Below are 15,295 nucleotides of genomic sequence, written 5' to 3'. Positions count from 1 at the left end.
GACTTCCTCGCCATGTCCTTATGCTTCCCTCCATAGATTGGGTGGTGCGACTTCGCTGTTAGGGGTCCTTTTCGTATTCTTGCTCGAGCAGCGCGTCGATCTCCTCGCCTTCTTCGACTAGCACCTGTTCAATAGCCACTTTCTTTGCAGCCTGGTGTGCTCGGAGAATCATCAGTCCCGTCACCACTAGGGTGGTGACGAGCGTGCCGAGTGTGTAGAAGGAGACGATGAGGTCACTGGGTGGTGGATCCCATTGGACCAGCCAGATACCCACTGCAAGCGAGACAACGGCGACGCTCGCTAAGAGCCAGCTGTAGAAGATGCCGGCCCGGTGCCCAGCACGCCATGCTTCATCAGAAAAGAGCGTGGACCACAACCTGATGCCAAGCAAATCGTTGCGTGCAGCCTTTTTGCCGCTGCCCGAATAGCAGGTGGCCACGACAATCAACGCACCTTGAATAAGTCCACCCGGCAGAATCAGCAGCATAGGGTCCATACACGCCACCGTAGCGCATCGTGACATGCACTACAATACGTGTACAAGGGCGAAATCGCGCCAAAGCTGGGCGTTCTGACATAAGTAGACAAAGGGGTATGCGTTCTTTAACAGACAGCTCGTAGCATCATCGTGTGCTGAAGACTTGTTAGTGATTGTGGTGATCAGCTGGACTGGTGAGCGTCAATCGTTTGCGGAACCTCGGTCGCTGAGCCTACATAGTTCGGGCTGACTTTCAGTAAATAAGGTCAGCGCCACACTGGTTCATGAGGCGCTTCACGAGGAAGGAGCCAGACATGACTTGGCCGCCTATTACTCCCGGGCAACAGCGCGCAAGACGGTGGTCAGTTATAACCTTCGTCCTTGGTGTGCTGAGTGTGACGCTATTCTTCGTGTTCCAAGAGCCCACCCCGACTGGGTGGCGGACATCCTTGCTATTAATTATTTTCCCGATTGTTCTTGGCGTCACCGGCATCGTGTTTGGGGCGATCTCCAAACGCTATCTCTGGGTGGTCCTCAATGCTGTAGTGATGCTGTCGTTTCCCTTGCTCATGTTTTTTGGCACACTCATTCATGGACCATAGGCAAACACATCCACCACCAGATCGTGGAGGCTCACAGTGTCATTTTCGGAAGTCGTCTGCAAACTCGAGTGCGCATTTCTGCGGTTCTGCAAGCGGCTTCTGAAGGGGCGTTATGCTGTGACTCGCAGCTTTGTTTGTCGGTATCGCTGGTTCAGAGCGCGTTTACCAGGCCGCTTGAAATGCGACTAGGGAGAATCTTTGGCTGAGTCATTGAGATATGACAATATCGTTCGCCGTATTTCCTGTAGTAACTTATCTGGTGATGGTTCTGACGCTGGCGGGGTCTGGGCCACGGTGAAGCCCCCAGGGAACCCTGGGGCGCATCAATAAATTCAATATCCACCACGCCCACAGCCCTGCGTTGGATTCGTAGTCGTATACCTTCTATCCAGTATGTTTCTGCTTTTTCAAACATGTCATTTCCACCCACTTGTGACGGTTAACTTCGAATGGCGTCTTTTTGCAGCGCGGGTGGCGGTGTCTACTCCGAGGTCTCATCTTCGAGCGGCCACGGCTCATAGGACACATCGGCGAACGACGCGACTTCACGGCGGAGGCATGCCGCAATCCGTTCACCGTCTCTGCGCCATCGTTCACGACTCTCGTGGTTGTCCCACCCCTCGAAGGGGTCGAAATGTCGTTCCCAGAAGGCGTTCCAGCGGGCCATGTCTTGGCTCAACTGCTCGGATAAGCCGTACATCTCAGGAGTAGTGGTGTAGCCGACGTCCCAGGTCGGTGTTGAAGACTCCCACAGCGGCCAGTCTCGTCCGTACTCGGGAAAGAGGCGGATTACGCGGCGTTCGGGTGGTCTGTTGCGCATACACTCTCCGTTCAGAACCATCCGGGCCCAGCTCTTCTACAGAAGAAGCCACGGTTTTGGTCTAGCCCTCTGCGTGGTTCATCCTCGTGCGTTATTACAACCTTTTTGAGCTTCCGTATTGGCGCTCGTAGATCAAGGAATGTCACGCTTCACGGTTAGGGTCTCATTTTCAGAAGTCACCTGCGAATAATGGTTGGGCCGTCAACGCTCTATCCGGGAGGCGTGATGGTGTGCTTCATGTTCTTTTCCTGTCGCGGTGTTCCGTCGCGCACCGAACCACACTGCCAGTGGTCCGATGACAGGAACAAGGAGCGCCACGATGATACCTACTAGGCGTACAGCAGGATTCACCATCTTCTGTTTAGGTAGCCAAAATAATAAGAACAGAAACATCAAAAGATGAACAGCGCCGAAAAGGATGACGATCCATTCCATGGTGGATGGTAAGAGCGGGGAAGCCATCAGAATATTAGGTGAACCTGTGGTCAGCTGAATAATAAATATCTCCCCTAAGGTCACCCGTGACGCACGATGTTCGTGGAGGTCATAGAAAAACTCGCCGTCTGCTAGGGGTCGTGTATAGGTTTTGGAAGTGTTGTTTTATTTTCGCTTGCTGACTGTTTTGCTAAGTAACGCTAATTGCCTAAACGTGGGTCGTCCGTTTCTTGGGCAAAATCTGCACGATGCTCTGCGGTCGTAGCGTTAGGCAAGAGTCTTTCTGAGTTCACCGCGATTTTCCTCATTGATCTTGCTATGGAGAGCGCCGCAAAAATGAACACGAGAAGGGCAATGACAGTTAAAAAAGGTACAATCATAAGTTGAATCGTTGTCCAGTTCCAAGTCGTTTCTCTGACTAAATAGTCAGCGTCTTCTATGTCGAATACTGCATGTATTTGCGAGGCGAGCATATCTCTAGCCTTGCACACATGACTGCACACGACCAGGCCATAACTCCACGGACGTAAATGCCTCTACTTTCGGCCTAATTGATAACGAAGTGGGTGTGGTTACCGCGGACTCCCAAGGCAACATCCCTGGGTGCCTCGCTGGGGGTCGTCGTCATTGACACGGAGAGCGCGCCTCAGCAAGTCGAGGAGCAAATTACTGCCCCAACCCAACACGATAATTGCACGCTGCAACGAGACGCGACGCCAGATGGAGTTGCAAGTCACGACTGATAGAGTCACAACGATTCAACGGCGTTTTATCTTTCGGTTCGACCGTCTCGGGAGCTGCACGCTGGGGTGCGATAGCCAGACTGGTAACATGTGCCCCCCTGCGGTTCAACACGAAGGATAGGTCTTCGCGAGTCCACGGAGGGCATTAAGCTCTAACTGCCGTGGAGCGTCAAGGACCATGGCGTTTCGTATGCCCGTGTTTGCTGGGGTCGATGACATCGTCGCTGATCAAACGAAGTCCGACAAAGGACGCTGCGAAATCTCGTACTGAAGCACTCAGAACTGGCCTCACTATGACGGCTAAGGTGAGGGGTATGTCACTCATCAGCCGACCGGCATTCACACATTCTCGAAGCAAATTCATCACGGGGCTTTGCGTCAGCGCTGTGGTATTGACCGCGTGTCAGTCACCAACTGAATCCGGTCCAGAACGAACGGTGACAACAGAGTACCGGGCCTTTGCCAATTCACCCAACAACAACGATATTCCCGACGTGGAGCTCAACGAGCCCGTCTTGGAAGATAACGAGGACCATTACTTCCGATATCTCGGGCTTCGCGATGCCACCAAGTTCTATATGGCCCGCACCGACCATGAAGACACCGTGACACAAGGGTTATGTTTTATTGCCGTAGAGACGGAGACCAATGATGCGACCTCGACTTGCCGCGGTCCTGAGGATTTAGATCCGATGGTGATCCACCTAGAGACTCCTGTGGAAGCATTTCTCATCCCAGACGACACACACGTCGAGGAGTTGCCCGAGGGTTGGTCCCATGCCCGACGAAATGTCATTGTGGTTACCGAACCTGACACCGCACCAGACGAAGCAGAAGTCCTGCTACCTAGCTCAGGCATGCCAACAGAATACACACTGCAACGAAACTAGCTCGCGGTCGCATCCCTTACTAGTGGAGAGGGCTCTGAAATCACCTTCTCTCTCGAAGAAGCTCATACATGTTTAAACACGAAACTGGGCCGGATGAACCGGCCCAGTCTCGCTGGAAGGTCTTCGTTAGAAGGTTAGTGGTTTACCACATGGGCATTGGGCCCTGGAGGTACTGGTCGATCTCCCACTGGGTGACCTGGTTGTGGTACAGGGCGAATTCTTTGCGCTTTTCTTCGGCAAAGAAGTCTACGAAATCACCGTGCGGGCCGGAACCCATGGCCTTGCGCATGACGTCGTTTTGTTCGAGCTCGTTGGCTGCCTCCCACAGGGTTGCTGGCAACGGGTCGTAGCCTGCCAGTTCCTTGCGGGTCATGGTGTAGGTGTTGCGTTGTTCCATGCATTCTCCTGGATCCAGTTCGCGGCGGATGCCGTCGATGCCAGCGGCCAGGATAGCGGCCGAGGCCAAGTGTGGGCTGGCGCCACCGTCAACACCGCGGTGTTCAACGCGTCCACCGTCTGGAATCCGCAGCATGGTGGTGCGGTTATTGCCACCGTACATGGCGTGGGTCGGTGCCCAAGTTGAGCCGGAGGTCGGGTGTGGCACGCCGATACGCTTATACGCGTTGACGTTGGAGCCGATCAGTGCCTGCATACCCCGGGTGTTTTCGAGCACGCCGGCAATGAAGTGGTAGGCGGTCTTGGACAGCCCGAAGCGGTCGTTTTTATCGTCGAAGATGTTGTTGCCGTCTTGGTCCCACAGGCTGAAGTGGGTATTCAGGCCGGTACCGGTGTTCCCGTTGAACGGTTTACCCATAAAGGTCGGGATAATACCGTCACCATCCTGATAAGCCAGCGCATGCGCCATGTAGTGCAGGGTAATAATGCGGTTGGAGGTGGTCATCGCATCAGAGTAGTCGATGTTGATTTCGTACTGCCCGTTACCGTCCTCCGAGTCAATCGCAGGGTTGCCCCAGCCCATTTCGGTAATACCGCGGGACAGTTTGGACAGGTACGGCCAGGAGCGTTCAATACCATAGGGGTGGTAACAGGGTTTCACGGCGGTATCGAGCTCATCGGCGATGCGGATGCTGCCATCGGCATTTTTGCGAACCAGGAAGAATTCTGGTTCCATGCCCGTCTTGTAGGTCCAGCCAAACTCTTCTTCGACTTCGTTCATCAGTCGTTGCAGAATGTTTTGGGGAGCGTATGGCCATGGTTCCCCGTTAACATGTGGGAAAGCCATCATCAAGCCCATTTCGTGGCGCCACGGCATCCGCGTATAGGTGCTTGGGTCTGGAATGTAGGCAATGTCGCCGTCGGAGGGTTCCTGCCAGAGGCCACCGGCAGCGAAGCCGGCAAACGCCGCCCCGTTGTCCAGGAGATCGTCGATGTATTCGGCGGGTGCTACCGATGCATTGGGCTTACCGTTGACTTCGGTGCCCATGGCCATAAAGAACTCAATGCCGTCTTTTTTGGCCTGTTCCTTCATCTTTTCGCGTGCGTCAGTCATGCTATTTCCTCTCTGCAATGCATGGGCACCAGCTAGTTGGTGACTGTTCCATGCACCTGTGGGTGACTTTTTATAAGTGACGATTAAACGTTGTGCAAACGGACCGTATAGCCCTCCAGCTGTGTGGGTGCTGTTCAGAAATCTTTTGGTGGATACGACACTGCCGCCCGAGTTGTGACCCGGACGGCAGTCCCGTGTTGCATTAATTTCGTCTCACACGCAGCGCGTGTAAGTGGTTAGAACCCGCCGTTGCGGCCAGGAACCCAGTCGGTGCCGGCCAGTGGGAGTCCCGTCATGGCAGCAGATTCAATGGTCAGTGCGACCAGGTCTTCTGGTTCCAGGTGGGTGACGTGGGATTTACCGCAGGCCCGCGCCAGGGTCTGGGCTTCCATGGCTAGTACCTGCAGGTAGTTCGCCACACGTTTTCCACCCTCGATGGGGTCCAGACGCGATGACAGCTCTGGATCCTGCGTGGTGATCCCAGCCGGGTCATTGCCCAGCTGGAAGTCGTCGTAGTATCCGGCAGCCGAACCGATCTTTTCGTATTCTTCGGCCAAAGCAGGGTCGTTGTCGCCCAGGGCAATCAGCGCTGCGGTGCCAACGGCCACGGCATCGGCGCCAAGGGCGATGGCTTTCGCGACATCAGCACCCGTGCGAATACCACCGGAAATGATGAGTTTCACCTTGCGGTGGACATTCATTTCCTTCAGCGCTTTGACTGCCTGCCCGACGGCGGCCAGGGTTGGAATGCCGACGTCTTCAATGAAGACTTCCTGAGTGGCTGCGGTGCCACCCTGCATCCCGTCAACCACAACGACATCGGCACCGGCGGCGACGGCCAGTTTGGTGTCGTAGTACGGACGGGAGGCTGCGACTTTCACGTGAATGGGTTTTTCCCAGTCGGTGATTTCGCGCAGTTCCTGAATTTTCAGGGTCAGGTCGTCCGGGCCGGTCCAGTCTGGGTGACGGCAGGCCGAGCGCTGGTCAATGCCCTGTGGCAGGGTTCGCATTGCAGCGACACGTTCGGAAATCTTCTGGCCCAGTAGCATGCCGGCGCCACCTGGTTTTGCGCCCTGGCTGACGACTACTTCAATAGCGTCGGCTTTGCGCAGGTGGTCGGGGTTCATGCCGTACCGGGATGGCAGCAACTGGTAGACCAGTTTGGAAGAGTGGCCGCGTTCTTCATCGGTCATTCCGCCGTCACCGGTCGTGGTGGAAGTGCCCATCGCGGAGGCCCCGCGTCCCAAGGCTTCTTTCGCCTGGGCCGACAGTGCACCGAAGCTCATCCCGGCAATCGTGATGGGGATGTCAATCGTCATGGGTTTCGAAGCGTTCTCGGCACCCATCGTGACGTCGGTGCCACAGGCTTCGCGATACCCTTCCAGTGGGTAGCGCGAAATGGCTGACCCCAGGAAGACTAAGTCGTCAAAGTGTGGGACATCGCGCTTGGCTCCCCAACCCCGGATGTGGTAGACGCCCGTGTCGGCGGCGCGCTGGATGGCTGCGATGGCAGCCTTGTCAAAAATTGCGGACTCGCGGAGTCCACGATCCTCAGGACTTCTCATTTACTCTCCAGATCAGAAGTTGTACAGGGTGCGAGCTGAACCGTAGCGGGTGAAGGAATCAACGTAGGCGTCGTCGTTGGCCTCTTCTTCCATGCCGGCATCTTTGAGTAGTTGCACGAGCTCCTCACGGTGCTCGGGACGCATTTCTTTTTCGATGCAGTCCGCGCCCAGGGAAGCGACTTCGCCGCGTACGTACAAGCGCGCTTCGAAAATTGAGTCGCCGAGGTCCTCGCCGGCATCGCCGCACACGACGATGCGTCCGGCCTGTGCCATGAACGCCGCCTTGGAGCCCATGTTGCCTTTGATAACGATGTCCCCGCCTTTGAGCGAGATGCCACAGCGGGTTGAGGCGTTGCCTTCGACGATGAGCAGACCACCGTGCGCGGTTGCAGCAGCTGACTGCGAGGCGTGGCCTTTGATGTGCACGACTCCCGACATCATGTTTTCGGCAACGCCTGGTCCGGCCATACCGTTAATAGTGATGTTGCCGTGCTGGTGCATCCCGGCGCAGAAGTATCCGACGTCGCCTTCAATTTCGACGTTGATGGGGTCTTTGACACCGGCTGCTACCGAGTGGCCGCCACGCGGGTTGAGCACCCGATAGTTCGAGGCGGTAGGGTTGTGCAGCTCGGAGTTCAGCTCGCGCAGGCTCTTTTCACTCAGGTCAATTTCTACAACGGTTTCCGTTAGCGATTCCATGTGTACACCTTCCCCGGCCCTGGTTCGAAAATGTCAGCGTCTTCAATGCCCGGCAGGTGAGCAATGGCTTGGAATTCCGAGGCCATGGCGACCCACTGCGGGTGCTCTGCGATGATGACGGGTTTGCACGCGTACTCGTCGCGGACCACCGCAAAGCTATCTTCGGTGGTGACCAGCAGGGTGTAGAAACCGTCGAAGGTATCGGAGAGGTGACGCATGGCGGTGTCGAGGTCGTCGCCTTTTTGTTGCATCCGCCACGACACGAAACGGGCGGCGACTTCGGTGTCGTTCTCGGAGTCGAATTCCAAGCCCTCCTCCATCAACTGACGACGGATCGTGTTGTGGTTGGAGAAGGAACCGTTGTGCACGATGGACAGACCGTTGACCGAGTACGGGTGAGCACCGGCGGCACTCACGGCGGATTCGGTGGCCAGTCGGGTGTGGATGACGCCCTGCCAGCCGGTGGTTTCGGACAGGCGGTAGGTGTCGCGCAAATCCATCGGGTTGCCGATGCCTTTGTAAATGATGCTGTCCTCGCCGCTACCGATGACACTGGCTTCCGGGGCGACGTCGCGTACGATCCGCAACAGTTCGTCGGCTTTCATTTTGGCGCGAATAAACGTGGTGTCGGACATATCTTCCACCGACACATCAGCGTCATTGGGAAGTTTCTCGACTAGGCGTTCTTTGATATCGCCCGGCGCTGCCAGTAGGGACACGGATGAGTAATCTTCCGGCAGACGTTCGCGATCACCATAGAGCGCAACCCCGGCTGAGTCCGGGCCGCGTACGACGATACCTTCGACCATCTCATGCAGGAAGGAACCGAGCTGCGGAGCGAGCGATTCGTCTCGCAGGTGGATTCCAGCGATTCCACACATGGATGAACCTCCTATGTTCTTCTTTACTGTGAATAGTTGTACTGCGCTAGGCAGGGTCTGTTGCGCGCATCTCTTCGGCGGGGAACGCCTCTGCGTCGTCGAGCATCACGGTTGGTCTTGGGAACAGTCGCAGGATCAAGCCCACGATCACGCCCAGTACCAACCCGATAACCAAGGTGCCTACCACGGCTACCGCCTGGGAGCCACCGGCAAAGCCCAACACGATGGGAACCAATCCCCCAACGATGCCGGGCACGCCATGCAGGTTGTGCACACCCATGGTGTCCCACACTCCGGTCTTGTCCCGCAACCATTCGTCGAGGAACAGGAACGAAAGTGTCGATACCGCGCCCGCCACTAATCCGATAATCCACGACTGCAACGGGGTAGCTAGGTCTACGCTGGCTCCAATTGCCACGCCACCGGCAAGGATGGCGTACGTGAAGACTAACGGATCAATGGTGCGTTTCAAGGCCCAAAGTATCAGGTAGGTCGCCAGTATTGAAGCCACCATCGCCAGGTAGGTATTGGCCATACCTGGGATGACGTCTTCGGGCGGCAACAGTGCGGTGACGAACGAAGGCCACAGCACCATCAGCAGCATGGAGGCTAACCACACAAAGGATACAGAATGCACACTAGTAGCCGCGGGTTCATTATTGACGGCTTTATTCCGTAAGCCGAGAATGACGCCCCAGCCCCAGTATGCAGCGAACATATGCACCAGGATCGAGCCGCCGGCGTCCAGTACTCCGTCTAGGAAACTAAACATGAACCACTCGATGAGCATGTAGCCGGGCACGAACAGCACGCCGACCACAAGGTAGGCGATCGTGGAGATATGGCCGAGGAACACCCCGATCGCAATCACCAGGGTGATCGCGCAGAAGGCCGCCCCGATGATGAGTTCAACATCGATTGCCGCGCCGAAGATGCCGACGTTGGCCAGCATGTACAGCGGGAATGAGGTGGCAAACACTAACAGCGTGGCCAGTGCGACGCCCCATTCGTAGCGGCGGATGAACATCATGAGGAAGGCCACCAGCATCAGCATGAAGAACACGTCTTGACCCCGGTGGAACTGGAACAGTTCGGCCGTTTGGTCGTTGACGACGTTGGTCATGGTGTGGAGGGTAGGCATGAGTGATGAGAGGAGATTCATAAGGTCACGTCCCTAGGATCAGACCGTAGCGCTGCTACAGGTTATGGGAAGCGCAGGTAGCGGCTAATTTCATGGGAGGTCACCACGTCGGTGACGTCGTGGTATTCTTCGCGTTTGATGCGCGCGTAGTAGTCGACGAAGGCTTCGGTCTCATCCGATGGCTCACCGTATGGGCCATCGACCGGGACCTGACCAAAGGCTTCGCGCAGCACCTGGTCTTGGCCCAGGTAGTGCACTGATTCCATCAGCGAGTGTGGCAACATTTGGATACCGCGGCGCTTAATTTCTTGCCACGGTGCGATGTAGAGGTCCATGTCGTTGGGTTCGCCCGGATCGAGCTTGCGATTCACTCCGTCCATGCCGGCGGCTAAGGCCGCGGTGAAGCCCAGGTAGGGGCTTCCGGAGAAGTCTGGGGTGCGGTCTTCGATAGCGCCGGACCGTGCGATACGCATCATTTGCGTGCGGTTGTTGCCACCATAGGTGATGGCCACGGGAACCCAGGTGCGGATGGTTTCGGTGCCGGCCTTGAGTCGCTTATACGAGTTCACCGTCGGAGCGACCATGGCGGTATAGCCGCGGGCGTGCTCGAGAATACCGGCCACGAAGTTGTAGCCCAGTTCAGAGAGATCCAGACCGCGTGGGTCGTTTTCGTCCAAGAACAGGTTTTCGTCGGTTTCTGCGTCCCACAGGCTCATGGTGTAGTGGAAGCCATTACCGGTGTTGTCGGTGAATGGTTTGGGCATGAAGGTGGCGATCATGCCGTATTCTTCGGCCAGGGAATCGACCATGTAGCGGAAGAAGATCGCGCGGTCAGCGGTCTCGAGAGCATCAGCGAAGGTGACGTTGATTTCGAACTGACCGTTGCCATCTTCGTGGTCAACGGCGTAGTTTTCCCAGCCGAGTTCCGAAACGTACTTGGACAGGCGGGTCATCAGTTCATACTGGCGGGTTAGAGCTTTGACGTCGTAGCACGGGCGTGGCCAGTTGTCGTATTTATCAGCCACCCGCAGCTCGCCGTCTTCGTTGTAGTCGACCAGCATGAATTCAGCTTCGAAGCCGAGCTTGAAGACGTAGCCCTGCTCTTCAGCTTTTTTCATCTGGTTCTTCAAGATCGTGCGTGGGCAGTACTCCCATGGCTTGCCTTCGACGGTGACGTCACCGATGACGTGGGCGAGACCCTTTTTCCAGGGCACGATGCGGAAAGTTTTTGGATCCGGAATGATCTCGACGTCGGGGCTCTGTGGTCCCTGGCCGATGTGTCCTGCGGCGAAGCCAGCAAAACCAACACCCTCTGAAAACAGTGCATCGACCTGGTTGGCCGGAACGAGCTTGGCGCTGGATTTCCCCTGCACCTCAGTGAATGAGGCGAAAATAAATTCGATCTCGTGTTCTTCGATCAGTCTTTTGACGTCTTCTACGGTTTCGGGCTGTGCCATGGATGGCTCCTCCAAGATGTGCGACTCAAGGTCTCTTCGTTCAGGGTGAACACAGAGCGCTTTTAGACAAAAATGTCCGAGGTCCACTCAGTGATGCAAGGCTACTTTTCCACCCGCTTTCAGCACTGTCAACCGCATAACCATGCGGAAGTTCAGGGTCAATTAGGGCTAGACAGACCTCGAAACTCATGTTAGGCATACAGGAACAATCGTTCTGGTTTTGAAAATAGTTGACATATAGAGATTCTTTGCATTGAAACTTCGATGCGCGTCGGAACTCAGCGCCCGCCACCGCCTCCTCGAAGCCCACGCGCCCCGCACTAAGCCTGCAATGCCAGGCTGATTAGGGGCAATAGAGCTACCGCAGCCTAGCTGGCAAGCGCACCCGCCCTCTCAGGACCCTGGCAACTCTCTGCGAGACCATTAATGTGATGTAGGTCATCACTCCAAGCTTTGTATTCAACAACCGGATGAGCGCAGGACTTTTGAACAAAATTGCGAAGGGTTTTGAGTGGAAAATGGAAAATCACGCAATTTGGTTTCGAGAACCCAGGCGCAGATTCCCTAGGAGCGAACAGCGACTGCTCGCATGGGCATGCTTTTTCCATTGGATACTTGGGGCAAACCAAATAGGCCGGATCTTCGCTGGAGTAGCGGCGGATATCTTGCAAGAGAGTTGAAAACTTTCAACAATTTGCGGCCGGGTTTCTAAAGCACTCTTCTGAGTCGCTGCCGTCCGAGGGCAACCGGGTGTAAACACAGCCGGAAGAATCTGTTGAGCAATTTCGGTGCTGACGGGATTATGCGAGCGTAGGCCGTGTGCACATGGCAGATATGAGTTCTACTCTCGCTTTTCTCCCGCGATAACGGCCCGGCTCCAGGCTAGCTCCGTATGGAGGTCATTCAGACAAAGGCCTGTTTCTTCGGGGAAACCGTCCGGCGAACACACTGTCTTGCGCGCGGGACGCCACAACGATGGCGATACAAACCTGGGTGCCTAATCAGTAGCTCGCGCCTCAGCAGGCCGCCCACTACTTTTAAGAGCCAAGACCACATTCGATCCGGTGTGTAGTACGTTCCTTACCGACCAGTTAAAGACCAGTTAAATGGGGGCGGTCAACGCTTAGCGATGGTGCCGAGCTCAGCTGAGATTTGTCCGCATCCGGCACGATCGCGCTGGCACCCCGAGGCCCCAACACAATTTGTTCAGGACGATCGAAGGCTCCGGTTGGTGGGTGGGGGCGCTACCCACGTGGGCAACAATGTTAAAAACACAAAAGGAGCGGATCACTCCGCTCCTTTTGCTATGGCTTCACTCTAATAAGAGCTTACGACCATTGATTGCTTAGGCTTCTGGATCGAGTACGAAGTCGTATTCAACCGTGACACCCTTGCCGTCTTCGGTTGGTTTTGGATCCAACATCAGCTCTGGCTTGACTGCCGAAGCGATGTCATCATCGTTGTGCGGATCCCCTGGGAAGTACAGCTGCGCGGTCAATAGCTCGTGACCTGGGGCCTTGACCTTCAGGTGCAGGTGAGCTGGGCGCCAGGCGTGCCAACCGGCAGCAGCGATCAGCTGACCACAGGCACCATCGGTTGGGATCTGGTATGGGGCAGGCTGAATCGAGTGCATCTCGAACCTAGCTTCATCATTGACCACCCAAGTACCACGCAGGTTCCACTCTGGGATCCCCGGAGCGAACTGTGAGTAGAAGCCGTCGCTGTCGGCGTGCCACAGTTCCACAGTGGCGTCTTTGAGCGGGGTACCGTCGGTCGAGCGAACCTGACCGAAGAACTTCATCGGGGTGCCTGGTTCGTCTTCACGCATTGGGATGGTGCCATTCCATGGCAGCTCTGGAGCGTTTTCGACGTAGTATGGGCCCTCGATCGAGCCCTTGTTGCCTTCGCGGTGGCTGGTGGCAACTTCTTCAACCGAGTGCTCGAGCCACACGTCGAGGAACAGTGGCCATTCGCCGTCTTGGCCGACCTTGATAAGCCAAGCTTTCAGAGCGTTGTACTCGTCGTAGCTGACACGCTCTTCAATGATGATGTCGTTGAGTGCTTTGATGGCACGACCGGCCAACAGATCAACACGTTCGGTATCGACTACCTTGTCACCCTGGGATGAAGCGACGCGCTCGGCGAAGCGCTGCGAGGCGAGGTTACCCGAGGTTGCTGCCGCTGGGGCTTCGTCTAAGTACTGGTCTTTTGACATGTTCTTCCTTCTTTCATTGTGTCGCTACGCCAGGCTCGGACTCCACCTGGCTAAGCAATGGCTATGGACAAAAATTAGTTCGTTGAAGAATGTTCCAGCTCAGTGTGGGGTGTCAGACCGCGGAACCGTGCCGCAGCAGCAAACACCTCCATGGACAACTCGACGCCGCGATGTTTGGCCATCCGTAAGGCAAGGCGCAACACCATTTTAATATCTCGCGGGGTAATCCCGTCATATGCATACAGCAGGTCCTCGAGCAGCTGAGTGTCCAGGCTAATACCGTGCTCGGCGGCCAGGGTTTGCCAGATCTTACGGGCGTCGTCTCGGTTGGGCGGCTGGTAATCAATGACCGCGGCACACCGGGCCAGGATCGCTTCGTCGACTCCATGAACTCGGTTGGTCGTCAAAAACAGCAGGCCGTCGTAGTACTCCAGCGTGCGCAGGAACTCGGCGACAATCGCGTTTTGCGCCAGATCGAATCCGCGCTCTAGAACAAACACGTCGGCTTCGTCCAGAAGCAGGACCGCATCCCAACGCTTAGCGCGCTCGAAAATCTCTTCGAGGTTCTGCCGGACATATTCAGCGGTGATGCCCAGCGAACCGGTGTGAATAGAGTACAGCGGTTTGCCGACCACTTCGGCATAGACTTCCGCGGTCAGGGTCTTCCCGACGCCGGGACGTCCACGGGCCAAGATAACGTTGCCGGAGGATTTGCCTTCGATGATGTCACCGGTGAATACGCTGATATCGGTGGTGAGGATATCGAGCAGCTCGCGCTGGTCAGCGGGCAGGATGAGCTTGTCTTTGAGATCTTTGTCGTAGACATATTCGGTCAGATCGGCGGTGTTGACGTCCAGGTAATCCTGGGCTGACAGGTCAAAGACCCGGACAGCTGTCACGACTGGTACAGCGCCATGCTCGCCCTCATCAAACAGTGTAGATGCGGTGACCATGCGCAACGGTGCGATCTCGCCGGGGGCAACATCGTGGACAACTTTGCGTTCGGTGCGCTCTTTGGCCGAGCGGAAGTCTTCGGTGCGGATAGCGCGACCGGTAAAGACATACTGCTTCCCAAAGCCGTGATCAATAAGCTCTTGGAACTCGTCTCGGCGCTGCTGGTATTCGGCTTTTAAGCTTTCGGTTTCTTTATAGACGCGGTGGCGTGTCAGAACCTCTACCGGGGTTTTGCCGACCAGCTCGGAGTCTTCAAAATACAGCACGCGCGGAGCACGGGAGGGACGCTTGACGGTGGGATTGTCGGCTTCCATCGTAATTTTGATGCGTGCTTCGCGGGTGCGATCCGCTTGTTCATGTTCAATCTTGATGACTAAGTATGGGTGCACGTATCCGTCGGGCTCTTGAACATAAAGCCAGCCATCGATGAGATCGGCCTTTAAGAACTCGCGGAACATCTCTGCAGCGGAGTCGATGTGCGGAATAGGTTGGAAATTTCCGCTGCGGGCGTCTTGGACGGCGGCAACGGTGCGACCGAAGGAATCGTGGTCGAGTTCCTTTGCTACCTTCAACAAGTCAGCTAACGCCGCATCGGTGAGGTACTTCTCCGCGATCCCCATATCTTTAGAACGCCAGCTCGCGGCCTGTCGTCGCGCCTTTTCAAGGTCGGGCGTCGAGGTGGCGGCTGCGATCTCGGTGGGGACAATAAACATTTTCACTCCTTCGACGGCAACCTCAAGAACCGGTGATCACCGTCACGCTGTTTGGAGTTAGCATACCCGCTCTTTTCAGATCTTTTAAATACTAGAGACATACCCATTAGTACCTCAGGCGTATATATACCGGGGGATTGGGAGGCCTGGCGCACTTGAACTTCAAACCACCAGGTCAGAGTGTCATGCTAG

At 56.0% G+C, this 15,295-nt stretch carries 13 protein-coding genes; 2 read left to right on the top strand and 11 right to left on the bottom strand.

From position 1 onward, the window contains the following. Window positions 1–58 precede the first annotated feature (58 nt). The gene (locus tag J2S62_RS01985) at window positions 59–496 is read right to left on the bottom strand and encodes an SdpI family protein (protein ID WP_310170707.1); all 438 of its coding nucleotides are present in this window, start codon (window positions 494–496) and stop codon (window positions 59–61) included. A gap of 296 nt (window positions 497–792) precedes the next feature. On the opposite strand from J2S62_RS01985, the gene J2S62_RS01980 reads away from it, so the two are divergent. Next, window positions 793–1,080 carry a hypothetical protein gene (locus J2S62_RS01980; protein WP_310170704.1) on the top strand — a complete coding sequence of 96 codons (288 nt, stop codon included), beginning with the start codon at window positions 793–795 and terminating at the stop codon, window positions 1,078–1,080. Window positions 1,081–1,561: 481 nt separating this feature from the next. On the opposite strand, the gene J2S62_RS01975 is transcribed toward J2S62_RS01980, so the two are convergent. Both J2S62_RS01975 and J2S62_RS01970 read right to left on the bottom strand, forming a co-directional pair. After that, window positions 1,562–1,900 carry a hypothetical protein gene (locus J2S62_RS01975; RefSeq protein WP_310170702.1) on the bottom strand — a complete coding sequence of 113 codons (339 nt, stop codon included), beginning with the start codon at window positions 1,898–1,900 and terminating at the stop codon, window positions 1,562–1,564. Window positions 1,901–2,535: 635 nt separating this feature from the next. After that, complete coding sequence (locus J2S62_RS01970) at window positions 2,536–2,808, bottom strand: hypothetical protein (RefSeq protein ID WP_310170699.1); 273 nt, start codon at window positions 2,806–2,808, stop codon at window positions 2,536–2,538. Window positions 2,809–3,515: 707 nt separating this feature from the next. Here J2S62_RS01970 and J2S62_RS01965 point away from each other — a divergent pair. Continuing rightward, window positions 3,516–3,968: a hypothetical protein gene (locus J2S62_RS01965; protein ID WP_310170697.1), complete on the top strand. Its 453-nt coding sequence runs from the start codon at window positions 3,516–3,518 to the stop codon at window positions 3,966–3,968. Between the two features lie 142 nt (window positions 3,969–4,110). Here J2S62_RS01965 and glnT (J2S62_RS01960) read toward each other — a convergent pair whose 3' ends face one another. The 8 genes from glnT (J2S62_RS01960) to J2S62_RS01925 all read right to left on the bottom strand — a co-directional run bounded on the left by glnT (J2S62_RS01960) (window position 4,111) and on the right by J2S62_RS01925 (window position 15,103). Continuing rightward, the gene (glnT, locus tag J2S62_RS01960) at window positions 4,111–5,478 is read right to left on the bottom strand and encodes a type III glutamate--ammonia ligase (protein WP_310170694.1); all 1,368 of its coding nucleotides are present in this window, start codon (window positions 5,476–5,478) and stop codon (window positions 4,111–4,113) included. Window positions 5,479–5,714: 236 nt separating this feature from the next. Next, window positions 5,715–7,043: an FMN-binding glutamate synthase family protein gene (locus tag J2S62_RS01955; RefSeq protein WP_310170691.1), complete on the bottom strand. Its 1,329-nt coding sequence runs from the start codon at window positions 7,041–7,043 to the stop codon at window positions 5,715–5,717. 12 nt (window positions 7,044–7,055) lie between these two features. Then, window positions 7,056–7,742, bottom strand: coding sequence for a GltB/FmdC/FwdC-like GXGXG domain-containing protein (locus J2S62_RS01950; protein WP_310170689.1), 687 nt, complete (start codon window positions 7,740–7,742; stop codon window positions 7,056–7,058). Next, the gene (locus J2S62_RS01945) at window positions 7,730–8,623 is read right to left on the bottom strand and encodes a class II glutamine amidotransferase domain-containing protein (protein WP_310170687.1); all 894 of its coding nucleotides are present in this window, start codon (window positions 8,621–8,623) and stop codon (window positions 7,730–7,732) included. Before J2S62_RS01945 ends, J2S62_RS01950 begins: the two co-directional genes overlap by 13 nt. Window positions 8,624–8,669: 46 nt before the next feature. After that, window positions 8,670–9,746 (bottom strand): ammonium transporter family protein, encoded by a 1,077-nt coding sequence (locus tag J2S62_RS01940; RefSeq protein ID WP_310170685.1) that lies wholly within the window; start codon window positions 9,744–9,746, stop codon window positions 8,670–8,672. Between the two features lie 80 nt (window positions 9,747–9,826). Continuing rightward, window positions 9,827–11,221: a type III glutamate--ammonia ligase gene (glnT, locus tag J2S62_RS01935; RefSeq protein WP_310170683.1), complete on the bottom strand. Its 1,395-nt coding sequence runs from the start codon at window positions 11,219–11,221 to the stop codon at window positions 9,827–9,829. A gap of 1,345 nt (window positions 11,222–12,566) precedes the next feature. Next, window positions 12,567–13,436, bottom strand: coding sequence for a catechol 1,2-dioxygenase (gene catA, locus J2S62_RS01930; protein WP_310170679.1), 870 nt, complete (start codon window positions 13,434–13,436; stop codon window positions 12,567–12,569). A gap of 74 nt (window positions 13,437–13,510) precedes the next feature. After that, on the bottom strand, window positions 13,511–15,103 hold the full coding sequence (locus J2S62_RS01925; RefSeq protein ID WP_310170676.1) for an ATP-binding protein: 1,593 nt from the start codon (window positions 15,101–15,103) through the stop codon (window positions 13,511–13,513). Window positions 15,104–15,295: the final 192 nt, after the last annotated feature.

This window comes from Enteractinococcus fodinae (assembly GCF_031458395.1).
GTDB classification, from domain to species: Bacteria; Actinomycetota; Actinomycetes; order Actinomycetales; family Micrococcaceae; genus Yaniella; species Yaniella fodinae.
This window is presented reverse-complemented; position numbering and strand designations above follow the sequence as displayed.

Excerpts from the sequence above, each read along its gene's own strand:
- J2S62_RS01955 (WP_310170691.1), bottom strand. The coding sequence starts at position 7,043 with ATGAGAAGTCCTGAGGATCGTGGACTCCGCGAGTCCGCAATTTTTGAC.
- catA (WP_310170679.1), bottom strand. The coding sequence starts at position 13,436 with ATGTCAAAAGACCAGTACTTAGACGAAGCCCCAGCGGCAGCAACCTCG.
- J2S62_RS01970 (WP_310170699.1), bottom strand. The coding sequence starts at position 2,808 with ATGCTCGCCTCGCAAATACATGCAGTATTCGACATAGAAGACGCTGAC.
- J2S62_RS01925 (WP_310170676.1), bottom strand. The coding sequence starts at position 15,103 with ATGTTTATTGTCCCCACCGAGATCGCAGCCGCCACCTCGACGCCCGAC.
- J2S62_RS01975 (WP_310170702.1), bottom strand. The coding sequence starts at position 1,900 with ATGCGCAACAGACCACCCGAACGCCGCGTAATCCGCCTCTTTCCCGAG.
- J2S62_RS01985 (WP_310170707.1), bottom strand. The coding sequence starts at position 496 with ATGGACCCTATGCTGCTGATTCTGCCGGGTGGACTTATTCAAGGTGCG.
- J2S62_RS01940 (WP_310170685.1), bottom strand. The coding sequence starts at position 9,746 with ATGACCAACGTCGTCAACGACCAAACGGCCGAACTGTTCCAGTTCCAC.
- glnT (WP_310170683.1), bottom strand. The coding sequence starts at position 11,221 with ATGGCACAGCCCGAAACCGTAGAAGACGTCAAAAGACTGATCGAAGAA.
- J2S62_RS01980 (WP_310170704.1), top strand. The coding sequence starts at position 793 with ATGACTTGGCCGCCTATTACTCCCGGGCAACAGCGCGCAAGACGGTGG.
- glnT (WP_310170694.1), bottom strand. The coding sequence starts at position 5,478 with ATGACTGACGCACGCGAAAAGATGAAGGAACAGGCCAAAAAAGACGGC.
- J2S62_RS01950 (WP_310170689.1), bottom strand. The coding sequence starts at position 7,742 with ATGGAATCGCTAACGGAAACCGTTGTAGAAATTGACCTGAGTGAAAAG.
- J2S62_RS01945 (WP_310170687.1), bottom strand. The coding sequence starts at position 8,623 with ATGTGTGGAATCGCTGGAATCCACCTGCGAGACGAATCGCTCGCTCCG.